The organism is Sulfobacillus thermosulfidooxidans, from assembly GCF_001280565.1.
Taxonomy (GTDB): Bacteria; Bacillota; Sulfobacillia; order Sulfobacillales; family Sulfobacillaceae; genus Sulfobacillus; species Sulfobacillus thermosulfidooxidans_A.
In genome coordinates this window covers 56,562-76,427 of the sequence record NZ_LGRO01000002.1, presented here as the reverse complement: position 1 = coordinate 76,427, position 19,866 = coordinate 56,562, and the positions used below count along the sequence as shown (strand labels likewise).

Annotated in this window: 21 protein-coding genes and 2 pseudogenes; 10 read left to right on the top strand and 13 right to left on the bottom strand. The window is 47.9% G+C overall.

The genetic code is table 11. The features are described 5' to 3' along the window. Window position 1 precedes the first annotated feature (1 nt). The gene (locus AOA63_RS15915) at window positions 2-247 is read left to right on the top strand and encodes a MoaD/ThiS family protein (RefSeq protein ID WP_053960787.1); all 246 of its coding nucleotides are present in this window, start codon (window positions 2-4) and stop codon (window positions 245-247) included. Between the two features lie 37 nt (window positions 248-284). Further along, complete coding sequence (locus AOA63_RS15910) at window positions 285-722, top strand: molybdenum cofactor biosynthesis protein MoaE (protein ID WP_053960786.1); 438 nt, start codon at window positions 285-287, stop codon at window positions 720-722. On the opposite strand, the gene AOA63_RS15905 is transcribed toward AOA63_RS15910, so the two are convergent. From AOA63_RS15905 to AOA63_RS15885, 5 genes are all read right to left on the bottom strand, one after another. Beyond that, window positions 715-1,446, bottom strand: coding sequence for a LytR/AlgR family response regulator transcription factor (locus AOA63_RS15905; RefSeq protein WP_053960785.1), 732 nt, complete (start codon window positions 1,444-1,446; stop codon window positions 715-717). The genes AOA63_RS15910 and AOA63_RS15905 overlap by 8 nt on opposite strands. 33 nt (window positions 1,447-1,479) lie before the next feature. Further along, window positions 1,480-2,805: a sensor histidine kinase gene (locus AOA63_RS15900; RefSeq protein ID WP_053960784.1), complete on the bottom strand. Its 1,326-nt coding sequence runs from the start codon at window positions 2,803-2,805 to the stop codon at window positions 1,480-1,482. Between the two features lie 4 nt (window positions 2,806-2,809). Next, on the bottom strand, window positions 2,810-3,382 hold the full coding sequence (locus tag AOA63_RS15895; protein WP_053960783.1) for an isochorismatase family cysteine hydrolase: 573 nt from the start codon (window positions 3,380-3,382) through the stop codon (window positions 2,810-2,812). After that, on the bottom strand, window positions 3,375-3,983 hold the full coding sequence (gene pncA, locus AOA63_RS15890) for a bifunctional nicotinamidase/pyrazinamidase (RefSeq protein WP_053960782.1): 609 nt from the start codon (window positions 3,981-3,983) through the stop codon (window positions 3,375-3,377). The genes AOA63_RS15895 and pncA overlap by 8 nt, the downstream gene beginning before the upstream one ends. 87 nt (window positions 3,984-4,070) lie before the next feature. Beyond that, window positions 4,071-4,910, bottom strand: coding sequence for a hypothetical protein (locus AOA63_RS15885; protein WP_053960781.1), 840 nt, complete (start codon window positions 4,908-4,910; stop codon window positions 4,071-4,073). A gap of 344 nt (window positions 4,911-5,254) precedes the next feature. Between AOA63_RS15885 and AOA63_RS15880 the strand changes: the two genes are divergently transcribed. Beyond that, a complete protein-coding gene (locus tag AOA63_RS15880) occupies window positions 5,255-6,865 on the top strand; it encodes an APC family permease (protein ID WP_242848391.1) in 1,611 nt (536 codons plus the stop codon). A 102-nt stretch (window positions 6,866-6,967) separates the two neighbouring features. Here the strand turns inward: AOA63_RS15880 and AOA63_RS15875 are convergent, their stop codons facing one another. Further along, window positions 6,968-7,999 carry a hypothetical protein gene (locus AOA63_RS15875; RefSeq protein ID WP_053960780.1) on the bottom strand — a complete coding sequence of 344 codons (1,032 nt, stop codon included), beginning with the start codon at window positions 7,997-7,999 and terminating at the stop codon, window positions 6,968-6,970. A gap of 184 nt (window positions 8,000-8,183) precedes the next feature. On the opposite strand from AOA63_RS15875, the pseudogene AOA63_RS20255 reads away from it, so the two are divergent. Further along, window positions 8,184-8,372 (top strand): annotated as a pseudogene (locus AOA63_RS20255) (glutaredoxin family protein); the annotation flags it as partial. Between the two features lie 50 nt (window positions 8,373-8,422). Here the strand turns inward: AOA63_RS20255 and AOA63_RS19105 are convergent. Together AOA63_RS19105 and AOA63_RS15870 are read right to left on the bottom strand one after the other, a co-directional pair. Further along, window positions 8,423-8,632 (bottom strand): annotated as a pseudogene (locus AOA63_RS19105) (thioredoxin family protein); the annotation flags it as partial. 12 nt (window positions 8,633-8,644) lie between these two features. Further along, complete coding sequence (locus tag AOA63_RS15870; protein ID WP_053960779.1) at window positions 8,645-9,076, bottom strand: hypothetical protein; 432 nt, start codon at window positions 9,074-9,076, stop codon at window positions 8,645-8,647. A gap of 294 nt (window positions 9,077-9,370) precedes the next feature. Between AOA63_RS15870 and AOA63_RS15865 the strand changes: the two genes are divergently transcribed. Both AOA63_RS15865 and AOA63_RS15860 read left to right on the top strand, forming a co-directional pair. Then, the gene (locus AOA63_RS15865) at window positions 9,371-9,730 is read left to right on the top strand and encodes a nuclear transport factor 2 family protein (protein WP_053960778.1); all 360 of its coding nucleotides are present in this window, start codon (window positions 9,371-9,373) and stop codon (window positions 9,728-9,730) included. Between the two features lie 176 nt (window positions 9,731-9,906). Then, window positions 9,907-10,470, top strand: coding sequence for a histidine phosphatase family protein (locus AOA63_RS15860; protein WP_053960777.1), 564 nt, complete (start codon window positions 9,907-9,909; stop codon window positions 10,468-10,470). 304 nt (window positions 10,471-10,774) lie between these two features. On the opposite strand, the gene AOA63_RS15855 is transcribed toward AOA63_RS15860, so the two are convergent. Then, window positions 10,775-11,068 carry an SHOCT domain-containing protein gene (locus AOA63_RS15855; protein WP_053960776.1) on the bottom strand — a complete coding sequence of 98 codons (294 nt, stop codon included), beginning with the start codon at window positions 11,066-11,068 and terminating at the stop codon, window positions 10,775-10,777. A gap of 101 nt (window positions 11,069-11,169) precedes the next feature. On the opposite strand from AOA63_RS15855, the gene AOA63_RS15850 reads away from it, so the two are divergent. Both AOA63_RS15850 and AOA63_RS15845 read left to right on the top strand, forming a co-directional pair. Beyond that, window positions 11,170-11,694 (top strand): arsinothricin resistance N-acetyltransferase ArsN1 family A, encoded by a 525-nt coding sequence (locus tag AOA63_RS15850; protein WP_053960775.1) that lies wholly within the window; start codon window positions 11,170-11,172, stop codon window positions 11,692-11,694. Between the two features lie 143 nt (window positions 11,695-11,837). Next, the gene (locus AOA63_RS15845; protein WP_053960774.1) at window positions 11,838-12,266 is read left to right on the top strand and encodes an NUDIX hydrolase; all 429 of its coding nucleotides are present in this window, start codon (window positions 11,838-11,840) and stop codon (window positions 12,264-12,266) included. Here the strand turns inward: AOA63_RS15845 and AOA63_RS15840 are convergent. Further along, the gene (locus AOA63_RS15840) at window positions 12,260-12,832 is read right to left on the bottom strand and encodes a CPBP family intramembrane glutamic endopeptidase (protein WP_053960773.1); all 573 of its coding nucleotides are present in this window, start codon (window positions 12,830-12,832) and stop codon (window positions 12,260-12,262) included. The two genes, AOA63_RS15845 and AOA63_RS15840, sit on opposite strands and share 7 nt — an antisense overlap. Window positions 12,833-13,225: 393 nt before the next feature. Here AOA63_RS15840 and AOA63_RS15835 point away from each other — a divergent pair, with 393 nt between their 5' ends. Together AOA63_RS15835 and AOA63_RS20420 are read left to right on the top strand one after the other, a co-directional pair. Beyond that, window positions 13,226-15,358 (top strand): S9 family peptidase, encoded by a 2,133-nt coding sequence (locus AOA63_RS15835; RefSeq protein WP_053960772.1) that lies wholly within the window; start codon window positions 13,226-13,228, stop codon window positions 15,356-15,358. A gap of 7 nt (window positions 15,359-15,365) precedes the next feature. Further along, a complete protein-coding gene (locus AOA63_RS20420) occupies window positions 15,366-15,494 on the top strand; it encodes a hypothetical protein (RefSeq protein WP_278277076.1) in 129 nt (42 codons plus the stop codon). Window positions 15,495-15,699: 205 nt separating this feature from the next. Here AOA63_RS20420 and AOA63_RS15830 read toward each other — a convergent pair whose 3' ends face one another. From AOA63_RS15830 to AOA63_RS15820, 3 genes are read right to left on the bottom strand one after another with little or no spacing between them, the layout of a single operon-like run. Continuing rightward, window positions 15,700-17,043, bottom strand: a complete 1,344-nt coding sequence (locus AOA63_RS15830) for an MFS transporter (RefSeq protein ID WP_053960771.1) — start codon at window positions 17,041-17,043, stop codon at window positions 15,700-15,702. Next, window positions 17,036-18,661 carry a PEP-utilizing enzyme gene (locus AOA63_RS15825; protein WP_053960770.1) on the bottom strand — a complete coding sequence of 542 codons (1,626 nt, stop codon included), beginning with the start codon at window positions 18,659-18,661 and terminating at the stop codon, window positions 17,036-17,038. Before AOA63_RS15825 ends, AOA63_RS15830 begins: the two co-directional genes overlap by 8 nt. A gap of 50 nt (window positions 18,662-18,711) precedes the next feature. After that, entirely contained in the window at window positions 18,712-19,593 is an 882-nt protein-coding gene (locus AOA63_RS15820; RefSeq protein ID WP_053960769.1) for a PEP/pyruvate-binding domain-containing protein, read from the bottom strand. Window positions 19,594-19,866 lie beyond the last annotated feature (273 nt).

Sequence of the window (19,866 nt, the reverse complement as noted above, 5' to 3'; positions counted from 1 at the left end):
GATGCCCTCCGAGATTACCGTGTTATTCTTTTCATTTGCTGCCGATCGTATGAATACCCGGGAGAAAACCTATGAATTGCCCCAACCTCTCTCAGTTAAAGAATTCTTTCAGCAATATTTATATCCATCGTTAAAAGAACCGTTAGAGTCATGGTTGTTCAGTGTGAATGAAGAGTGGGTTGATCCGCATTACGCACTGCAGCCGGGAGATGAATTAGCTGTTGTGCCGCCGGTGTCTGGCGGTTGACTAGCATAGATGACGATGACCAGGAGGAGGCATTGGGGTGGACTACTATCTCATTACAGAAGATCCCATCAATTTGGCTGAAGCATTATCCATGATTGATGACCCATCCACGGGGGCACAAGCGATCTTTCTCGGCACGGTACGCAATGAGTTTGAAGGTCGGGCCTCGCTTGGCCTGTATTATGATGTTTATCCGCCGATGGCACAGTCCCAGATTCGAAAGATTGGGGAAGCCCTCAAAGAGGAATTTGACATTCGCCACGTGGTCATTATCCACCGCATCGGGGAATTACCGGTGGGAGCAGCAAGTGTTTTAGTGGCTGTCTCTGCACCTCACCGCGAACAAGCCTTTGCCGCGGCCAAGGCGGGAATTGATCGCGTGAAACAGCAGGTACCAATTTGGAAAAAGGAACACTGGGCAGACGGGTCCAGCCAATGGCATGACGAGCCCGAAGGAACCAAAGAATCTAAGTAATGTTAAATAATTCTTTAACCTTTTTGACATTGGATCGACTAACCACAACTTCACTGCCCTGTTTATCTTTCATTTTCAAAAGATAGGTGCCGTTAAAATAGGGCATGATTTCTTTGACTTGATGCATATTGGCGATAAAGCTGCGGTGAGTTCGTAAAAAGGTTTCCTGAGGTAAACGCTCTTGCAGTTCTTGCAGGGTAAAGCGGGTGGGATACCTTTCATGATACGTATAAATATAGATAATCTCATGCTCTGCCATGATAAAGATAATATCATGGACATTGACAGGAATCGTGTGCCCGCCGGATTCACATGGGACCCACGTCAAGGGCTCGACGGCGGGTTTGGCAGGCTCGGGTGCATCACTTTGGGTCAGACGTCTGATGGTTTCAGCAATGCGTTCATTGGAAACCGGTTTCAGTAAATAATCCACGACTTGAATGGCAAAGGCGTCGACCGCATAGTGTTCATGGGCAGATACAAACACAATTTTCAGATGAGGATGCTGGTCTTTAAGCAAACGGGCAATTTCCATGCCCGACATTCCCGGCATCTGAATATCTAAAAACACCACATCATAATCCAACGCATTAATGAGGGATAATGCTTCCCGAGCAGTTTGGGCTTCCCCAATGACTTCGATGACTTCATGATAGGGTTCCAGCAAATAACGAAGTTCTTGGCGGGCAGGATATTCGTCTTCAACAATGAGTGCTTTGAGCATGATGGGCCTCCACCTCGTTTGGAGATATTAAAATTAACTAAAGGCTGTATAGACCGTTTGGGATTGTGCCGCTTCTTGTCTGGGACCCGTGGCAGGAATCACGAGACGGACTGTCGTTCCTTTGTTTTCAGACGATCGTAATCGTAAACGATACTTGTTGCCATAGAGCCCCACCAATCTTTCTGATACATTGGATAAGCCAAGTCCCATGCCTTGCCCTTGTCCCATCTGGAAAATTTCACGTTGTTTGGATTTGGCGATGCCCCGGCCATTGTCCGAGATATAAATAATCGTGTCGCTGCCATGATTGCGAATACTGACACTCACCATGCCTGATCCTTCTTTCTCGGCAATACCGTGGATAACAGCATTTTCCACCAAGGGTTGAATGATGAGCACAGGAACGGAACGTTGCAAGGACTCCGGTTGTATGCGTAAACGGTATCGCAGTTTGTCTCCATAACGCGCTTTTTCCAAGTTGAGATAGGTTTGAACATAATCAATTTCATCTTTCAATAAGACGGTGGAGCCTTTGTGCGATAGGGAGCGCCGAAAGAACGAGGCCAGTTGAATGAGGAGGTCACGGGCTTTATCGGGATCCGTCCGCGAAAAGGAAATAATCGTGTTAAGGACGTTAAACAAAAAATGAGGACGAATTTGCGCCTGCAGTGCTTCTAATCTCGCGGCGGCAGCTAAAGAGCGCTGTCGGTCCACTTCCGCGACTTCCAGCAAAATGGAGAGTAATTGCGCAATTCCCTCGGCGAGACGTCCGACGCGTTTGGGCAGCATACTTTGTTCTGCAACATACAATTTCACGGATCCGACGGCCTGATTATGGGATATTAATGGAGTGATGACGACCACTCCGAGTTGACATTCATCATAGGCTCCTTGTAGTTCCTCAGTTTTCAGAATGCGTTGTACTTTATCCCGCATAACCTCTTTCGTGGTCGTGGATAACGCGGTACCGGGATCATGCTGCGGACATTTCTTTCCGGCCCATCCCAGTACAATATGGGTGTCGGTAATAGCCACAGCTTCCACACCCACAGTGCGTTGAATAATATTTGCAATGTGCTGGGCCGTTTCCCGATTTAAACCTTGCCGCAAATGAGGCAGAGCTGCATGGCCGATTTGAAATGTGGTTTCCGCCGCATCAAGAGTTGCAGCCGAGGCATCTTGTAAGAGAGCAGAGGGTTTGACTCGTGATTTCATAAAAAATAAGGTCCACGGTACGACGATGCCAACTAGTGCCACAAGCCATTGCCACCACGCCCATGGGCTTGTGAGTGCCAATAGGACAATGGCCACAGAGGGTACAGATAAAATGGCCAAACAACGCGATTTAATGGTGTTCACCCCCTTAATGCTTTCCGACCAGCCAGGCAATAGCCGCGGTTGATGTCATGACCTGGCTAATACGAGGAAAAACATAGGTTAGACTAAACCGATGTTCTTCTGGCGTCGTTCCCATCATGGCATCAGCGATAGCAATACAATGATAATTTCTATCATAAGCATCGCGGGCCGTACTTTCTACTGCCAGGTTGGTGGCAATCCCCATTAATAAAAGGGTGGTAATTTGCAAGCGGCTTAAAAACATTTCCAAAGGTGTTGCATAAAACGGACTCCACTGATATTTCGGGATGACAATATCTTGCGGCAATGGGCCCAATTCGGGGAGAATCTCTCCCAATTCTTTGGGCGTAGCTGATAAAGACTGGCGCTTGTCCCGGTCGGTTTTGGCTGTAATGGCCCCTTTGTGATCGGACCGTCTGAGGGTTTTGGTAAAAATAACGGGAACGGAAGCCAGGCGCGCTTGCCGAATCACCGCCTGACTAGCGGCCAATACCCGGTGGCGAGGATCTTTCGGCGACGACGGCCTAGCTATAGCTTCTTGAAAGTCTATGGCCAAAATAGCCGGTCTTTCAGCCATTTTTAACCGGCCATTCCAGTAATAAAGCGCCTTCTTTCTGCATGTCCGCTATCGCCTGGTCACTGTCGCCCGGGTTGACGTCGACCCCTTTGATGCCATTGGTCACGACGATGGTTTCAAATTGTGCGTGCAATGCATCAAGCGCCGTGGCCCGAACACAATAATCGGTCGCTAGTCCGACGATAAACACGGTTTTTACATCGTGCGCTTTGAGCCACGATTCCAAGGTTGTCTCTGTAATGCGTCCCTCATGAACCAGCCGTCCCTCAAATCCGCTGTAGGCATCCACATTTTCTAAATATCCCTTGTAAAAATGGGCAGCGTTTTGAGGAATGCGCAGGCGAGGATAGAAGTCAAATCCTGGACTATTTTGAACACAGTGAGACGGCCACGGCCCTCCTTGAGAAACAAAAGAAATATGGTTTTGAGGATGAAAATCCCGCGTGAATATGATGGGGCGGCCGGCCTCTTGAAAACGGTCAATGAGGGCTTGGACCACTGGGTAAATACGATCTCCCTCTGGTACCGCTAATGCACCGCCTGGGCAAAAGTCATTTTGAAAATCTACGACGATCAGAGCAGATTGAGACAAATCCTGCATGTCTTTTTAACCTCCTCGTGCCACACGTCTTTCTGAGCAATCTTTTGAATGGTAAAACACCTCTTAAAAATTCTCGCCCTCACTTTATCATGTTTGCGTATCATACACATCGACAAAGCCGCTAACCATTCCAAAATATGTCGGACAGGAATATCCGCTAATTTGCCAAGGCCCATGGTTTAGCTCGGACAACACGCCGAGCATTATGGCAACTTGCCATAGAGCGTCGACTTTCACGCGGTTAATACGATCAATGGACAAGGACAACAACCCACTGGTTTGACCGGTTTTAAGCATTTTCACAAAGTCGCGATCAAAGGAAGTCGCTTCGGGATCGAAGCCATAAGGCCCCGAAGGATCATGGGTATGGGCGAGATCGCCCGATGCAATAAGCGCAAGAGGTGAAGGCCAATGGGTGAGCAAGGAGCCCAGATGCTGACCATAGGAAAACAAATCCGCCAGGGATAGGTGCCTAGATGGAGTCAAAATGACAACGGAGGGACGAGATATTGAGAAAGCTTGGATAAAACGTAAGGGCACGTGGGCGCCCCAGTCCAGTGGAAGTCGGTTAAGCTCCCCGGATGAGGCGCCAAAACTAATGGCGGCGGTGGCAACAGGCGAACCACACTGGATGAGATGTTCCGCCAAAGAACGGTTAATAGCATAAACATCATGCAAAGGTTGTGAAGTGTTGATATCTAGATGTCCTTCTATCCATTCTGCACACGAAATCGTGACCATTTTTTCCGCACGGAGACCATGTGGCGTGATGATAACGAGAGTCTCTGGTTTTTTTTCGGCCACTTTTCTAGCCACTTCCATCTGATGGCAAGAGGTGTCGTGAAAGGCAAGGGAGACGTCGGCATCGATAAAATGTATCAGTGCCTCCGTTCCGTGCGACATCATGGCCACTCCAGTTAACGACATCGTTATATCTCCTTCTCTGTTGTGGATCGTGTTTAAATCAATCAAACGGGCAAAGATGTTCCATTATGATGTTCTACGTCGTGGTTCAAGCACTTGTTTTGTTTGTTGAACTCTCGATTTTGTGCACGATGATTTTGGAAAAAAGCATTAACAAATACATATACCATGAAAATCAGGAAAAAAATACGGTAAATAGCATGAAAATAAAATTTCAGATTAAGCAGGAAATCTGAGAGTTTTGTCGAAATAAATTATTCACAGTTGGTATTCTGTCCATTGCCAATTGGCTCCACCTCAAATTGCCAATCATAATTGTTCTGACACTACTGTTAGGAGGAAGACCATTGATTAACAAGGGGCTCAAAAAGGAATTATCACTTCTAGACTTAACAATGGCCTCGCTTGGAGCCATTATCGGATCCGGTTGGTTATTGGCCAGCCAAGCAGCTGCTCAGGGTGCCGGTCCTTCGGCTATTTTTAGCTGGGTTATCGGCGGAGTGGTTGTCATGCTTATCGGTCTGGTTTATGCCGAATTAGGGGGACTCATTCCCGAATCAGGCGGTATTGCGCGTTATCCCCATTACTCCCATGGACACTTAACCAGTTTCATCATGGGATGGGCAGCATTTTTAGCGTACGCCTCCGTGCCGGCTGTGGAAGCGGAAGGTGTCGTAACCTATGCGCAAAGCTATATTCCGGCTTTCAAGGCGGCCAATGGCAATATCTCGGCGCTGGGTTTGCTCGTTGCCGCAGCGCTAATGGCTCTGTTCTTTATCATCAACTATTATGGAGTCAAAAGCTTTGCTAAAGTGAACACGCCCGTAACGTTAATTAAGTTCATCATGCCAACAGCGACGGTTTTAATCTTCTTATTCATTGGGATGCACTGGAGCAACTTAACCGTCCATGGATTTGCGCCTTATCACTCGTCCGGTATGATGAAAATGGTTTCGACAGCAGGTATTGTGTTTTCGTTCCTAGGATTTCGGCAAGCGGTAGATTTAGCAGGTGAAGCGAAGCACCCTCAGCGGGATGTCCCCCGTGCGGTGGTGTATTCTTTGATTATTGGTATACTTTTGTATGTCCTTCTCCAGCTCGTCTTCATCGGTGGCGTACCTACCTCTCAAATTGCCAAAGGATGGTCGGCGCTCAATTACTCCGCACCATTTGCCCAATTGGCTGTCACGCTTGGCATGGGATGGTTTGCTACCTTGCTTTATGCGGATGCGATTTTGTCCCCCGCCGGAACGGGAAACATTTATCTAGCATCGACCTCGCGTGTTCTTTACGCCTTGGCGAATAACCGGTATTTCCCGAAAGCCTTGTCCAAAGTTGACCCTAAAACCGGGGTTCCGTCAGTAGCCTTAATCACAGCATTTATCATGGGATTGATTTTCTTAGCGCCATTTCCGGCTTGGCAGAAACTGGTCGGATTTGTGTCGTCTGCAACCGTTTTGACCTACATCATTGGACCTATCTCAGCGGCTGTTTTCCGCCGGGTAGCCCCCAATGCAAAGCGCCCCGTTAAATTAGGGGGCATGAACATTATTGCTCCTCTAGCCTTCATCGGAGGGTCTCTCATTATTTACTGGACAGGATGGGCGGTGAACCTTCCACTCTTGATCGCCATGTTGGTTGGCTTGATTCTTTATGCGATTGCGACCCTTGTGGCGCCCAATCAGATTCAAAGGCCGACAGCCCAATCACTGAAGGCAGGGATTTGGCTAATCGTTTACTTGCTCTTCATGCTCGCGATGTCCTATTACGGGTCATCGGTCTTCGGAGCTCCAGCCAATCACGGCAAGGGTGCGATTCACTATCCCTTGGATCTTGTCGTTATTGCAGTGGCTTCGCTCTTGTTCTACTACTGGGGTGTGGCGAGCGGCTACAAGACCAAAGATGTTGAAGAAGTTCTTGAAGCTTTGGATGAAACCCGCGAAGCCGGAGCCCTGTAAGCGTAAGAAAACGCTCGATTTATGCTACCACCCGTTGACAATTGTCAGCGGGTGGTCTTTTTCCTCGGCTAGTGCTCTGATGAGTGACAAGTCCGCGTAGAACTATGGCTTTCCTGTCATTTGCTGGTTTTCCGCTACAGAATGCAGTATCGGATGAGAAAGAATCTTTTGAATCCATGGGGTTATATCAGCTGTCGTGTTAGGGACGGTGGAAATGGCCGGCATTTGGGAGAGCTCTTCCCAGGCCTGGTGATAGGCTTGGGCATAGAGAAAATAAAGATTTTCCATACGGGTAAAATCTTTCGCTTCACGTTTAGGGAGATCTGAAATTTTGATGACCTCATCGGTGTCATTCGCCTGACAATGATGGGGTGCGACATTGTTGCTTATGAGCCACGACGCGTCAGGAAAATAGATATGATCAATCTGTGAGGGGTCAAGCCCGCAATGAACAAACAAGACCCGGTGATAATGGGATGCAGCGTAAAGCCCCACCCGTTTTAACATGGAAGGGACTCCAGTGCCTAGAGGACTTACGATGAATGTCCGCCGGATATGGCGCGGTGCCTGGTCCCGGTGGAGGAAAAATGGGCCTAATGGAGTTAACGTTGATAAAAAGGCGTGCGATACCCACGTTTGGCCTTCTTTACGCGGCTTAGGGAGTTGGGCGATGAGACGGCTCTGGATGCTTTGCAGTTCAGCATGGAACCGTCCCTGATTATTCCACAAACTTTGTAGGTCATGAAGATATTCTTTGGCAATGAAGAGGTGGCGAGAGACATCTATGGGAATTTGTGGCGTGATGGAACGCGTGGGGCAAATGGTCATAGATTCATAACATCTTGGCGATTGGTCACGCTGAAGAAAAGGAAGCCACGACGGGCCCAAAACGGCGACATTTTCCGGTGACAGAATTACGCCTGAAACCAGGTGGGGGTTGTGGGCCGGTGAAAAGGTCCACAGACTATGAGACGATAAATGTTTGACGAGCCCTTGTAAAATGGCCGAGACAAAGGGTTCATCGCCTTTTAAGATCAGGGCTTGGGAAATCGAGCGAACCCATTGACGATAAAAGGTATGCTTGCCATATGCCGTATACGCCTCGGCCAACAGGGGCATCAGCCAGGATTCCATCACTGTCACCTCCGATTGGTCTTAATCACGGTATACAGGTGACAGGGAAAGTGTGCATTGGTGAGAGCGTGTTCTTGCTGCAGCAATACCTCTAAGGGTATAATGGGCCCGATGCAAGCGTAATGGGGGTGGCACAGTGGCGGTTGTGATTTATACCACACCGACGTGAGTCCATTGCCGGAATGCTAAGCGGTTTCTTCAAGAGCGCAAGGTACCTTTCAAAGAAATTGATGTTTCGAAAAGTCCCCAAGCGGCTCAGGAACTGCAACGCAAATCCGGACAAACCGGCGTGCCGGTGATCATTGTCAATGGAACCGTTATTGTAGGCTTTAATCGACCGAAATTAGCACGAACCTTAGGGGTTCGGGAATAAAAAAGAGCAAGGCAGCGAGGGCCTTGCTCTTTTTAACGTCGTGCGTTGCTTTATGATTGTCCAACGGAATCCAGGACGATTTTTAGCAACTGGTTTTCAGGTACGGCACCCGTCACGTCTAATTTCCCATTGACGACGGATTTAGGTACGCCATAAACGTTGTACTTCCCGGCGAGATCCGGAAATTCACTCGCGTCGACCATGTCCGCAATAATATGCGGAGATTGTAATGCCATATCATGTGCCAGGCGTACAGCCCGGGGACAATATGGTCACGTAGGGGTCGTAAATACTTGGATATGCACAGGTTCTTTAATTTGGGCCAGTGCTTCCTTAGCTTTGTCGCTGAGTGCAACCTGGTGGGTTGAGACAGCTTTGATGTCTTCTAGAAATGCGCCAAATTCGTGCCCGCTCGGAATGCCAACGAAGCGGATTCCGGTGGGATTCCCATTGTTGTCCAGCAAATTGGCAATGGGCCCGGAAATGGTTTCTTCGCCAGGATGGCCAGGTTCTAAGGCTGGCACTTCCGTGGTTTGGGTCACCATGACAAGATCAGAAAGGTCAGCAACTTCATTGGCGAGATCGATGAAAACTTGAGACAATTCACCGTTCGGACCGGGATAAATCTGGATGGTTACTGAATCCTTAAGGTCTTGAAAAAATTGGCTGACTTGGCCACGAATCTTATCATCCAAATATGCCATAGTTCATGTCACCTCCTTTACTATGATGGGATATGACCCGCTAACCGAAAAAAGCCATATCGGGAAACGGTAACTATTAAGTGCGGGATGATCCCCTCAAAAAATCAAGTCTGCGTCATTCGCAGAATCCCGATACACCCACCTTAACATGTTGCCAATTGTTGTCAAGGTCTTGACAACGGATCGGCAAGGCCAAGACATTGTGGACGAAATTTGTTAAAGTAAAGAATAGTTGTAACTGCCTCATTTTGCAATGCTGCAACCTGGAACCATGAATCACAAGGAGGATCCATTATGTCCGCACAAGATTATCGTGCTTTGGTTGAGCGTTATTACCACAGTGTCGACCAAAAAGATCTCCCGACATTATTTTCTCTCTTTGACGACCAGATTATTTATAAACGGCCCGGATATCCCGTTTTGGCAGGCAAAGAGCAATTTATGGACTTCTATAAAGGGACACGTATTATCGAGTCAGGGGCTCATACATTAACAAATATTTTGGTGGATGGGAATCATGTGTGTGTTCAAGGAGCGTTTCACGGAGTTTTGAAAGATGGGCGTGTAATCGAGACCGAATTTGCGGATGTTTTCGTTATTCAAAACGGAAAAATTGTTGAGCGGCATACATATTTCGATGGCATGCAGGTATGAAGCTAACGGCCGTAAAGGAGTAGCTGAGCCTAACACCGGCGTGGCGAACAAGGGAGTTTAGCTAAGTTGACTGTAGTACGGGGCGAGTACAAGAAATCCTGTGAAAATTTTTGGGGCAGTAGAATAAAACCCAATCCGTAAAAAATTGGAGATGGTCACAGATAAGGAGGGTTCCTGTGAGCACAAAGCTGTTTGTCATCCGCCACGGGAGTGTTGAAAAAGATCCCGCACTTGCTCCGGAATTGTGGCCATTGTCCGAAACAGGCAGGGCCAAGACGGAAGATTTGGCGCGTCAAGAAGACTGGACCGGTGTGGTGAGGCTATACCATAGTCCAGAACGCAAAGCGCAGGAAACGGGGACGATTATTTCTCGCATCACGGATATTCCCTTGCAGCCCCTAGATGATTTGCGCGATGTCTGCCCGATGGCTTCCTTATCGGCAGAACCAGTGGAGATACAAGGTGGGAATCCCCTTTACCTGAGTGAAAATCGAAAATCTGCAACCGATCGCATTGTCCAGTGCATCCACGATTTGGCCCATCGGCATCACGGTCAAAGCATTGGTATTATTTCTCACGCGCGGATTCTGGCTTTATTATATAGCCATATTCTGGGTCGAAAAATTACCCTTTTAGAATGGTTAAGTGTTCCCTTACCGGGTCTGTCAGTAATCGATGTAGACCAATGGCGAGTAGAACGTGGATTTCTATCGCGAGAAATCACTGAGTTCTCAAAATAATATGACGACTCGTCCGCGGGTCCCCACCTAAGGCTGCGTTCGAGTAGATATCATTCTTATGCGGTTTGGAGAAAATTGCCTGTATCAAGTTCATAGGTTTTGCTGTGGCTTGCTACAGGGTAAGAAGAGCGTCAACGTAAGTGGGTGCATGGGGTTGCGGACATGGCATGGCCATCGATGCCAATTATCGGCATCAAGATGTTTCTTGCTGATTGCAGCCACCGCCATGCCCCGTCATCCTAAGCTACTATGTTCTAAGTGCTATCGCCTGAGCATATGACAGGTCGTTTTAAATTCTTAGGAATTACCAATCTTGTGACGATGACCGCGACTTTAAAAGATGCTCAACAATTTGCTCAAATTCTTTATCGTCAATTTCGCCCCGGGCATAACGATCTTGCGCAATTTCTAACGGGGTTTGTGGACGCGCGGCACTTTCGATAAAAGGACTCTGAGAGATGCGTTGGGTCATCCAATGTCGCCGACGCTGCTTGGGTCCGCGTAAGAGACGTACCGTAAAGCGCCACAAGAGCATAAGCATAAAGATATTAAAAATCGCCGTGGGAATTTCCGATGGCGGTTGTGGGACCAATGGCATGAAACCCACCCCCTTGGCAAGACACCTCATTTTCTTATATCTTAATGTCTACTCGTAGAATGCTCAATGCAAAAGAAAAGTTTTTCAGATTTTTCGAGGTGATGAAGACCGTTTTGGATAATTATAGGGAAATTGTCATACGTCGGGCTGAAGAATATGATTTATCAAATATCCAAAGGATTTATAACCAGGGCATCGCCGACCGCATCGCGACATTAGACGCGGATGCCAAAGACGAAGAGATGATGAAAACGTGGTGGGCAGGGCATTCGGCGCGCTATGGCGTTTTAGTGGCAGAATTCGGTGATGATATCATTGGATGGGCATCATTAAATCCCTATTCGTCTCGCAAGGCCTATCAAGGGGTGGCAGAACTTTCGATTTATATTGATCGACAATGGCGAGGACAAGGCGTGGGACGAAAACTGCTGGGGGCCCTTGAGGATTATGCTCGTCACCAGAAATTTTATAAAATCGTATTATTTACTTTTCCACACAATGTGGCTGGACGTCGGCTTTATCAAACCATGGGATACCGGGAAGTGGGGATCTTTTATCGTCAAGGGATTTTAGATGGGCAATACATAGATATTTTGGCCATGGAAAAATTTATTGCCGAATCATGACATGCGAGCGGTTGCATTGACGCTCTCACATCCTAGCGGTCTCCAAACATGATAGCATGAGATGAAGAGGATATAATGGTTGAGAATCTCATAATCAAGAGATTGAGGGAGGACGGATTTTAACGCACACACCAAAACACATCGTGGCTGCAGCTGCTTATGTCACTAATGATCAAGGTCAAGTGCTCTTGGTTAAAACCTACCACCGCCAAGACACATGGGAATTGCCTGGAGGACAAGTGGAGGAAGGGGAGACTCTGGAAGAAGCCGTCATTCGCGAAGTTGAAGAAGAAAGTGGAATTGTCATGGCGATCACAGGCGTGAGCGGCGTGTACCAAAACACTCAGACTGGCGTGATGGTCGTTATGTTCGTTGGGAAAATGATTAGCGGGCGGCTTCGCACCTCTGCAGAGACTCAAGCAGTACAATTTGTTGATCCGTCCAAAGAAATTTTTGAAAAATTGATCACGCGACCCCATTTTTTGTCCCGGACTTTGGATGCTTTTTCCGGGCATCTTGTTCCTTTTCGGGCTGCATGGCCGTGTACGGCGGCGGAGCGGCCGTCTCAATGAAATAACGGTCCTAAACCCGGGGCAATCAACAGACTTAAGCAAATCATCATGATAATGGTGGCGCTCCAGTGGGATTCGGGACCGTAGGGATAGCCCTCAATGAGCCGCTCTGTAGGTGAGGGAAGAAGAGGACGGGTTTTTTCACCGCTAATCGTAAAGCCTGTTAGCCATTCCATGGCGTTCCATCCAAAATGGGCGGCAACGGCTGACAAAAATCCCCACCACCAGAAAATGACGCCTAAAATTAAGCCGACCAGAACCAGATTAATGGTCGCCAAAAATGACAAGGGCCCGTTGTGTCGGTGTGCCCAGGTAAATAGTATGACGGAGAGGGCAAAGGCCGGACCTAAACCGATGAAGCGATGTCCTTCACCAATCAAGAGCCAACGGAAGATACCTTCTTCGATAAAAGCCATGATGAAGATCAAAATTAAAAGACGGATCAATGCCCTAGGAGATGGGCGTGGACTTGGGACATGCAGGGTAATATGTTCAGAACGTTGGAGAATGGCCCACACGCTAAGAAACGCTACAATGCTGCCAACAAAACTCCATACAATCGCCATGTAGGCAAAACTCCTTATCTGTTTAGTTTCTTTAGAACTGTGACGGCGCGATGCGGGTTATACCACGTTTGACTGGCAGAACCTAATCGAAGTCCATCACGTTTCGGCCCGTGCTTCCCCACGATATGTCGGTTCAGCGCATTTGAACTCGTCCACGACAAGCATTTGGGGTATGGTTCGAACCCCTTCCACCCGCACCGTTTCATAAAAGCACGATAAAACATTAAGACAGGTTCTGGCAAGCAAGTTCTCCCATGCTATTCTTTCGATTTGTTATTTCGCATTCTATAATGACGAAGAGATGATATTTGACGGGATTAGACCTCATCTTTTTGTACATCGTGAGAAGACCACGTTGAACACCAAGAGACAAGAGAAGGGAGCCTTACCGACGTGCAAACCTTGGAACATATTACATGGGAGCGTATCGCCTCGATTCCTGCACCCGGCATGCAATTTCCTATTCAATTACGTTTTAGCCCGGACAATACCTTGCTAACATATTTATACAGTCCTTCAGGATCTGCTCAACTGTCCTTATGGGCTTTGGATTTAGCCAACCAAGAACAGCGTCAGTTGGCGGGAGAGGGGTCCTCCAAGACGCGCACATTGGAGGAGGAATTGCGGCGGGAACGCCAACGCATACCGTGGGAAGGCATTACCACATATCAGTTCGCACATCAAGCGTCGGACAATGTGTTAATCCCCCACTCGTCCTCATTAGAAATTCTTAATGTCAAAACCATGGAAAGGGATGTCATTGAACAATTACAGGGTGTCGAGGATCCATATTTAACCCCACGGGCGCAAAGAATCGTGTTTGTGCGCGATGGCTCTCTTTGGGTCTTTGATGTCAAGACGCGTCAAGAACGTCCCCTTATGCTGTCGGAAGATCCCCAAATCCATTATGGTGTCGCCGAATATGTGGCCCAAGAAGAGTTTGATCGTGCCCACGGCTTTTTTGTCAGTCCTGAAGAGACCTGGATCGCCTTTGAAGAAGTCAATACGGCTAGCATTCCACCCTATACGATTGCACACGTGGCAGAGGATCCGGTGTTCTTGGAACAGCATGCCTATCCTTTTGTCGGACAAGCCAACGCAGTGACCCGTCTTGGTGTAATGCCCCTCGTAGGGGGAGAGGTTCAGTGGATTACCTGGGAAGAATTTGGCGAATGCTATTTAATTGACGTGCATTGGCATACCGATCAGGAAATGATTGTGCAAATTTTGACGCGAGACCAAAAAAGTTTGATCGTTTTGGGCTATAATCCGGTAAACCATTCACGGTATGTGTTGTGGACCGAAACCGCGCCCGATTGGATTAATATTACCCATGACCTTTTCGTCTTGCACTCGGGCGACATTTTAACAACCAGTGAAAACAACCCTGATGGCTTTCGCCATGTTGTGATTCGAAGCCGGGATTCTCAGCTCCGGTGGATTACCAAGGGCCCGTGGATGGTTACGGAAATTGTTGGGGTGAGCCCCGATGAACAATCTGTAATCATTCAAGCCACTAAAGAATCACCACTCGAACGGCATATCTATCAAGTGGATCTCTTGTCGGGTGAAATGACGCGTTTGAGTGAGGAGCCGGGTATCCATAAGGCAGTAGTTTCGTCTGATTTTCGGTGGATAATTGATCAGGTCTCTTCTTTATCGATGAGTACGCGGACGCTACTAACACGTCTCGGTGACTCTCATGTTACGAAACCAATCCTTATCGGTAATGCCCCTGTAGATGCCAAAACACTTCATGTTAAGCCGCCAGAACTAGTGACGATTGACATGGAAGATGGCACCACACTATACGGGGCGGTTTACCAACCTGAGCATATTGAACCCCATATCAAAGCACCCGTGATTGTTTCGGTGTATGGAGGACCCCATGCGCAGCTGGTCACCAATACCTGGGCATTAACCGTGGATCTGCAAGCGCAATATTTTGCTCAAAAGGGATATTTCGTTATTAAAGTGGATAACCGGGGAAGTGCCAACCGCGGAAAGGCGTTTGAACAGGCTTTGTTTCACCGCTTTGGGACTATTGAACTCGATGATCAAATTCAGGCTTTGAACTGGATTCATCAACACTATCCCACGGATCCCGCTCGGGTCGGGATTTATGGATGGAGTTATGGGGGATATATGACGTTAACGGCGCTCATGAAAGCTCCGCATGTGTTTAAGGTAGGAGTAGCAGGAGCTCCTGTAACCGATTTCAGGCTGTATGATACAGCTTATACGGAACGGTATATGGGGACTGACGAGACGAATCATGCGGGCTATGAGCAAGCTTCTGTTCTCAATTTTGTGCCCGAACTCGAAGGAAAATTACTCATCATTCACGGGATGATCGACGAAAATGTTCATTTCCGGCATACGGCTCTATTAGTTGATGCATTGGTCGCTGCTCACAAAGACTTTTCGCTACTGGCCTTACCAAAAACGCGACATATGCCGCGAGGCTATGACGTGCTTTATAGCATTGCGAGAAAGCGCAGCGAGTTTTTTGAAACCTATCTCTAACATTGATATGAATTCTCGGGAAAAACTAGGGATGGATGACGATGCGAAGGGCTTAGTGAAGGCGTGGGTCACCCAGTTTGTTTTCGAAATTGATGGGGGAGGGGGACCACTCTCCCTTCTTTTGGTTTTGCAGTGACAAGAAATATTTTAAGCCTGTCTCAATTGGCCAGGTTTCTGATCGTCCGTTGCGGGCAAGATATTGCCCATGGGAAGTACCCTACGCGCAACCATTTCTATCGGAAAGTTTGCGCGATTCCTAGCGTATCTCGTCATAGGAAAAGACTTAAGCTGTTAAGAGATTTGGCCTTATGCTTCTCTTACGTAGAAACGGCAGTCATGGGTTACAAGGATAAAGAAGAAGGCGGATAACCGCGGATTTTTGGAAGGGCCAGGGCCATCATGAGACCTAAACCGACGATAGTCAGGAGGAATAGCAGATGAAGAGCCGGTCTTTGAACCATGAGGTCTAATAGTGAAGCGGCCAAAATGCTGCCGATATAGCGGAATGTGGCATAGATACCGGATGCAGAGCCAGCAGCATTGACGTCTACTGCTTCGAGGACGGTGCTTTGCATAGAGACATTGCCGATTCCACTTCCCATGCCTGCGATCAATAAGCCAACAATCAGAAAGGCCCAGCTATGCTCGGATGGCAAAAGCTCATACCAGCCGACGACTATGAAGTCCAAGAGAAAAGCGATCAGAATGAGAAGCCGCCTGAAGCGAATAAAGCCTAACCGGCTACCGAACCATGACATCCATGACATGACCAACGAAAAGAAAAAGAGTAACCCACCAATGGCTGCAATGGCAAAGTGCAGGTGCCTTAGAACAATGGGCACATAGAGCAGGGTGCTGTACATGAAGAAATTGTTGGCGAGATTGGCGACGTTGGCATAAAAAAATGCAGGTTGACGAAAGAAGGGAAAATAGACGATGGGGGCAGGACTATGGTGTTCTATCCGGGCGAAAATCATGAATAGGATGACGGCAGCCACCGCCCAGAGAAGACGGAATTTCCCAAAAATCATAGGGGTATCAGGAATCGATAGGGAAAAGAGGATCAAAAGTCCTGCTAAGCTCAAGGCGCCAAGGACATCAATCGGGGCGGCTTTTAAGGGAAGATCGTGAGGGAGGGCTAGTGCGCTAGTTATGAGGGCACTGGCGATAACCGGAACGTTTATCCAAAACATCGCTGGCCAGCCGCCGAGATGGGTGAGGATGCTGCCAAGTAAAGGACCCGTCGCGGCTCCTAAACCCTGAGCCATTCCGATGATTCCAAGACTCTCACGTAAGGAGTCTTCAGGAAAACTGTGGCGGGCAATGGCCATGGCATTCGGTATGATCATTGCTCCGCCCAACGCTTGACCGAGGCGTGCGGCAATTAATGCAAAGAACTCAGGAATCATAGCTCCGGTGATAGAAGACAGCAAAAACAGCCATAAACCGAGATTAAAGATCCGGCGCGAACCATATAAGTCCCCCAGTTTTCCGGCTATAGGCTGCACCGCGGCCATCATGATGAGATAGGTTGTGACGACCCATACCACGGATGACAATGACGTGGACAAGCTTTGGGCTATCGGATCCAACTCCGTGGCGATCATGGTGGAGTTCAAGGGAATGAGGATGCTGGCCATGATCAGCGCAGTGAGGACGCGGTAAGGGTGGCGAGGCTCAACCATCGATTATGGCTGTTCCCAGCGTGCCGTCCACTAGCACAATATCGCCCTCGTGAAACACGTGGGTAGCATTGCGTGTTCCCACAATACAAGGAATTTGGTATTCACGGGCGACAGTGGCCGCATGCGATAAGATGCCTCCTGTTTCCGTGACAATAGCGCCGGCAATGCCAAAAAGTCCTGTCCAGGATGGGGCGGTACTACGACATACCAACACGTCTCCGGGTTTCACTTTGAAGAACTCGTGAGGGCCATGAATAATCCGAACTGGTCCCCGGTAGCGGCCCCGTGACGCCGCAAAACCGCGCACTTCGCGCATCGGCCCTTCCATGCCTATGGCGGGCGATCCATCACCAAACACTCGTACTAATAATAAGTCAGGATCTCTTGGGGCATCTGGAGCCGTTCCTAACTGAGGTATGGGGGTGTTTTTTAGTTGCTGCTGATAAAGAGTGCGCCGTTCTGCGATGATGGTAGAGGGATCCGTGGCATTGGGGTCCGTCAGCAGAGAAAGGACTTCATCGAGAAAAAGGAAAAAGATATCATCAGGGCGCGACAGTATTCCTTTGTTTTGAAGATGTTTGGCCACGTTAAGACAAAGGTAGCGGGCTCTCGCGGGCAACATGGCATCAATATAAAAATGGTGGTCTTCATCGATAGGCCAAGCATCTAGAGCGTCTTGATACGCTGCGATAAATTGAGAGCGCATAGATTGGTCAGAGATTTGTGTGAGAATCTCGTCAAGATGCTGTGCGCGTTGTTGAACCACGCGGGTCCAGTGATGGTCAAAATCAAAATCTTGTTCGATATATCCCTTGATAATGGTTATGCAATAATCGGGACGTTCAATCCAAGTCTCATCAACGAACTCATGGGAGTTGACCGAGCGCCATCCATAGACCTCGAGAAAATCACTCAGCGATTGCTGGAACGATTGGGCCTCAGGGTCGTTTTGTAATGCGGTTTGAAAGTCATTGGCCTCAAGAGCTCGCCTAACACTTGCACGGGTTTTGGCTTCTTGAGCGAGAAGCCACAGAGCGCGATCGGTTTCCAGGGATTTATTCATAACGCCTAACAACAAATCGTATGCGTCGGTAGCATGGTGTGAGGGGAATGCCTGGTGGTAAGTTTCTTCGAAACGAAATCCTGCCGCCATGCGGGGTACAACAATACGAAAATGCCACTCCCAAAATGTGAGGTAAATCTCTTGTAAACGGATTAACGCTTGAATGGCCGTTCGGTCATCAAGGGGCTGGTTTGCCCAATCTGTAATTTCCTGATGCAGCGGCATGAGAACTGAATCCACGATCTCTTTCATCTGAGCGGATTGTTGGCTCATAAAAGGTTTTAAAGCATTTTGATGCTGGTACAGTGTGTCTTTGGGATCGCCTGGCAAGGGAATCACGGCCTGATAATAATAGCCATCGTGCACCTTGCCGATGAATTGACGAACCGGACCTTTTAGAGCAGCCATGGCGCGTTGGGTTCCGTCGCTGATCGCAGGAATCATATAGGATGCAAATAAAGGGGTAAGAGGTCGGCTAAAGTGCAGGCCATCTTGAACCCAAAAATGCTCTGCTAAGTCTTGGGATGATAAGGTAATTTCGCTTTGTGTTGACATATATTCCCTCCTAATTAATGTGCAAATCTGCAAATTGGCGGCATGACGTGTCAAAATTGAGGAGTACTTATGGGACGCATTTGCAAGCAATATAAGACGCGATCCGCTATGGCCCACTCGACATCAATAGGACATCGAGCCATCTGTTCTAATGTGCAGGTCAATTGATAAATGGCTTGTATCTCGTGTGAAGTTAAGCAAAAGCAAGATTGACGGTCTAAGGGAGTGTCCCGGATTTCGGTGCCTCCTTCAGGGTTAAGCTGCATCCAACATTCTTTGAAACCCATATGTTGGCTCACGCTTCCCGTGTCCTTATCAATTTCAAAAACATCCGGCGTGACAGTTCCGTCCACAATCACCTCACCCAAGCCATAAGACGCATTGATAACCACCCGGTTATCACCCGTGACAGGATGAACACTAAAACTCACACCTGAAACGTCGGCATGAACTAACGCCTGAACAATGACAGCCATCGATCCAGTCTCTAGGGAAATGCCTTGCCTCATGGCATAAGCCTTCACATGTTCTTGGGGCACCGAACTCCAGCAGTGCTTAATGGCATCAAATACTCCCGCTTGAGAGACACCGAGCACTGTGGCATATTGGCCGGCAAATGAGGCTTCTTTAGTATCCTCGAACAAGGAGGAAGAGCGCACCGCCAAGCGTGCATCTGGGGAAAAATCTTGTAATGCCTGAGAAATAACCGCTTGGAGTGACGGGGAAAATCTTCCCTGAGTAATCTCTTGAGGCGTAATGGGCTGAGGAAAATCGAGACCATTTTCTTGAAGAAATTGGTGGTAAAGAGTTGTCGTCACGACAAAAGCTCGGGGAATCAAAATGTGATGAGCCATTAACTCATTGAGTGCTGCCGCTTTGTAACCAACCTCTTGAGGGGGATGAGGTTTTCCGTTTAACAATCGGATATGCATTATTTACACCTCAAACCATTGATATTTAAGTCACAATGACTGATCGCAAAAAATGTTTCAAACACTTAAATCACAAGGAAGTAATGCTTTAAACTTATCAGAGAAAAAAGAACTAGCAATAAAGACATTATGAAAATAGGAATTTTTTAGTTCAAGATATTTTCTCTAAGATTTTGGGGTTTTGCCAAAGAATTTTTTGCTGATATATTGCACCAAAAATCTATCGAGCATGGGATTGACGATGAAAATCATGATATCGCGTATTCTTTGCTA

Coding starts and splice junctions, on each gene's coding strand:
- AOA63_RS15915 (WP_053960787.1), top strand. CDS start 2: ATGCCCTCCGAGATTACCGTGTTATTCTTTTCATTTGCTGCCGATCGT.
- AOA63_RS15905 (WP_053960785.1), bottom strand. CDS start 1,446: ATGCTCAAAGCACTCATTGTTGAAGACGAATATCCTGCCCGCCAAGAA.
- AOA63_RS15865 (WP_053960778.1), top strand. CDS start 9,371: ATGTCCGCACAAGATTATCGTGCTTTGGTTGAGCGTTATTACCACAGT.
- AOA63_RS15840 (WP_053960773.1), bottom strand. CDS start 12,832: ATGGCGATTGTATGGAGTTTTGTTGGCAGCATTGTAGCGTTTCTTAGC.
- AOA63_RS20420 (WP_278277076.1), top strand. CDS start 15,366: ATGAATTCTCGGGAAAAACTAGGGATGGATGACGATGCGAAGGGCTTA.
- pncA (WP_053960782.1), bottom strand. CDS start 3,983: ATGCAGGATTTGTCTCAATCTGCTCTGATCGTCGTAGATTTTCAAAAT.
- AOA63_RS15875 (WP_053960780.1), bottom strand. CDS start 7,999: ATGGAATCCTGGCTGATGCCCCTGTTGGCCGAGGCGTATACGGCATAT.
- AOA63_RS15855 (WP_053960776.1), bottom strand. CDS start 11,068: ATGCCATTGGTCCCACAACCGCCATCGGAAATTCCCACGGCGATTTTT.
- AOA63_RS15895 (WP_053960783.1), bottom strand. CDS start 3,382: ATGGCTGAAAGACCGGCTATTTTGGCCATAGACTTTCAAGAAGCTATA.
- AOA63_RS15830 (WP_053960771.1), bottom strand. CDS start 17,043: ATGGTTGAGCCTCGCCACCCTTACCGCGTCCTCACTGCGCTGATCATG.
- AOA63_RS15850 (WP_053960775.1), top strand. CDS start 11,170: ATGAAGACCGTTTTGGATAATTATAGGGAAATTGTCATACGTCGGGCT.
- AOA63_RS15870 (WP_053960779.1), bottom strand. CDS start 9,076: ATGGCATATTTGGATGATAAGATTCGTGGCCAAGTCAGCCAATTTTTT.
- AOA63_RS15825 (WP_053960770.1), bottom strand. CDS start 18,661: ATGTCAACACAAAGCGAAATTACCTTATCATCCCAAGACTTAGCAGAG.
- AOA63_RS15820 (WP_053960769.1), bottom strand. CDS start 19,593: ATGCATATCCGATTGTTAAACGGAAAACCTCATCCCCCTCAAGAGGTT.
- AOA63_RS15885 (WP_053960781.1), bottom strand. CDS start 4,910: ATGTCGTTAACTGGAGTGGCCATGATGTCGCACGGAACGGAGGCACTG.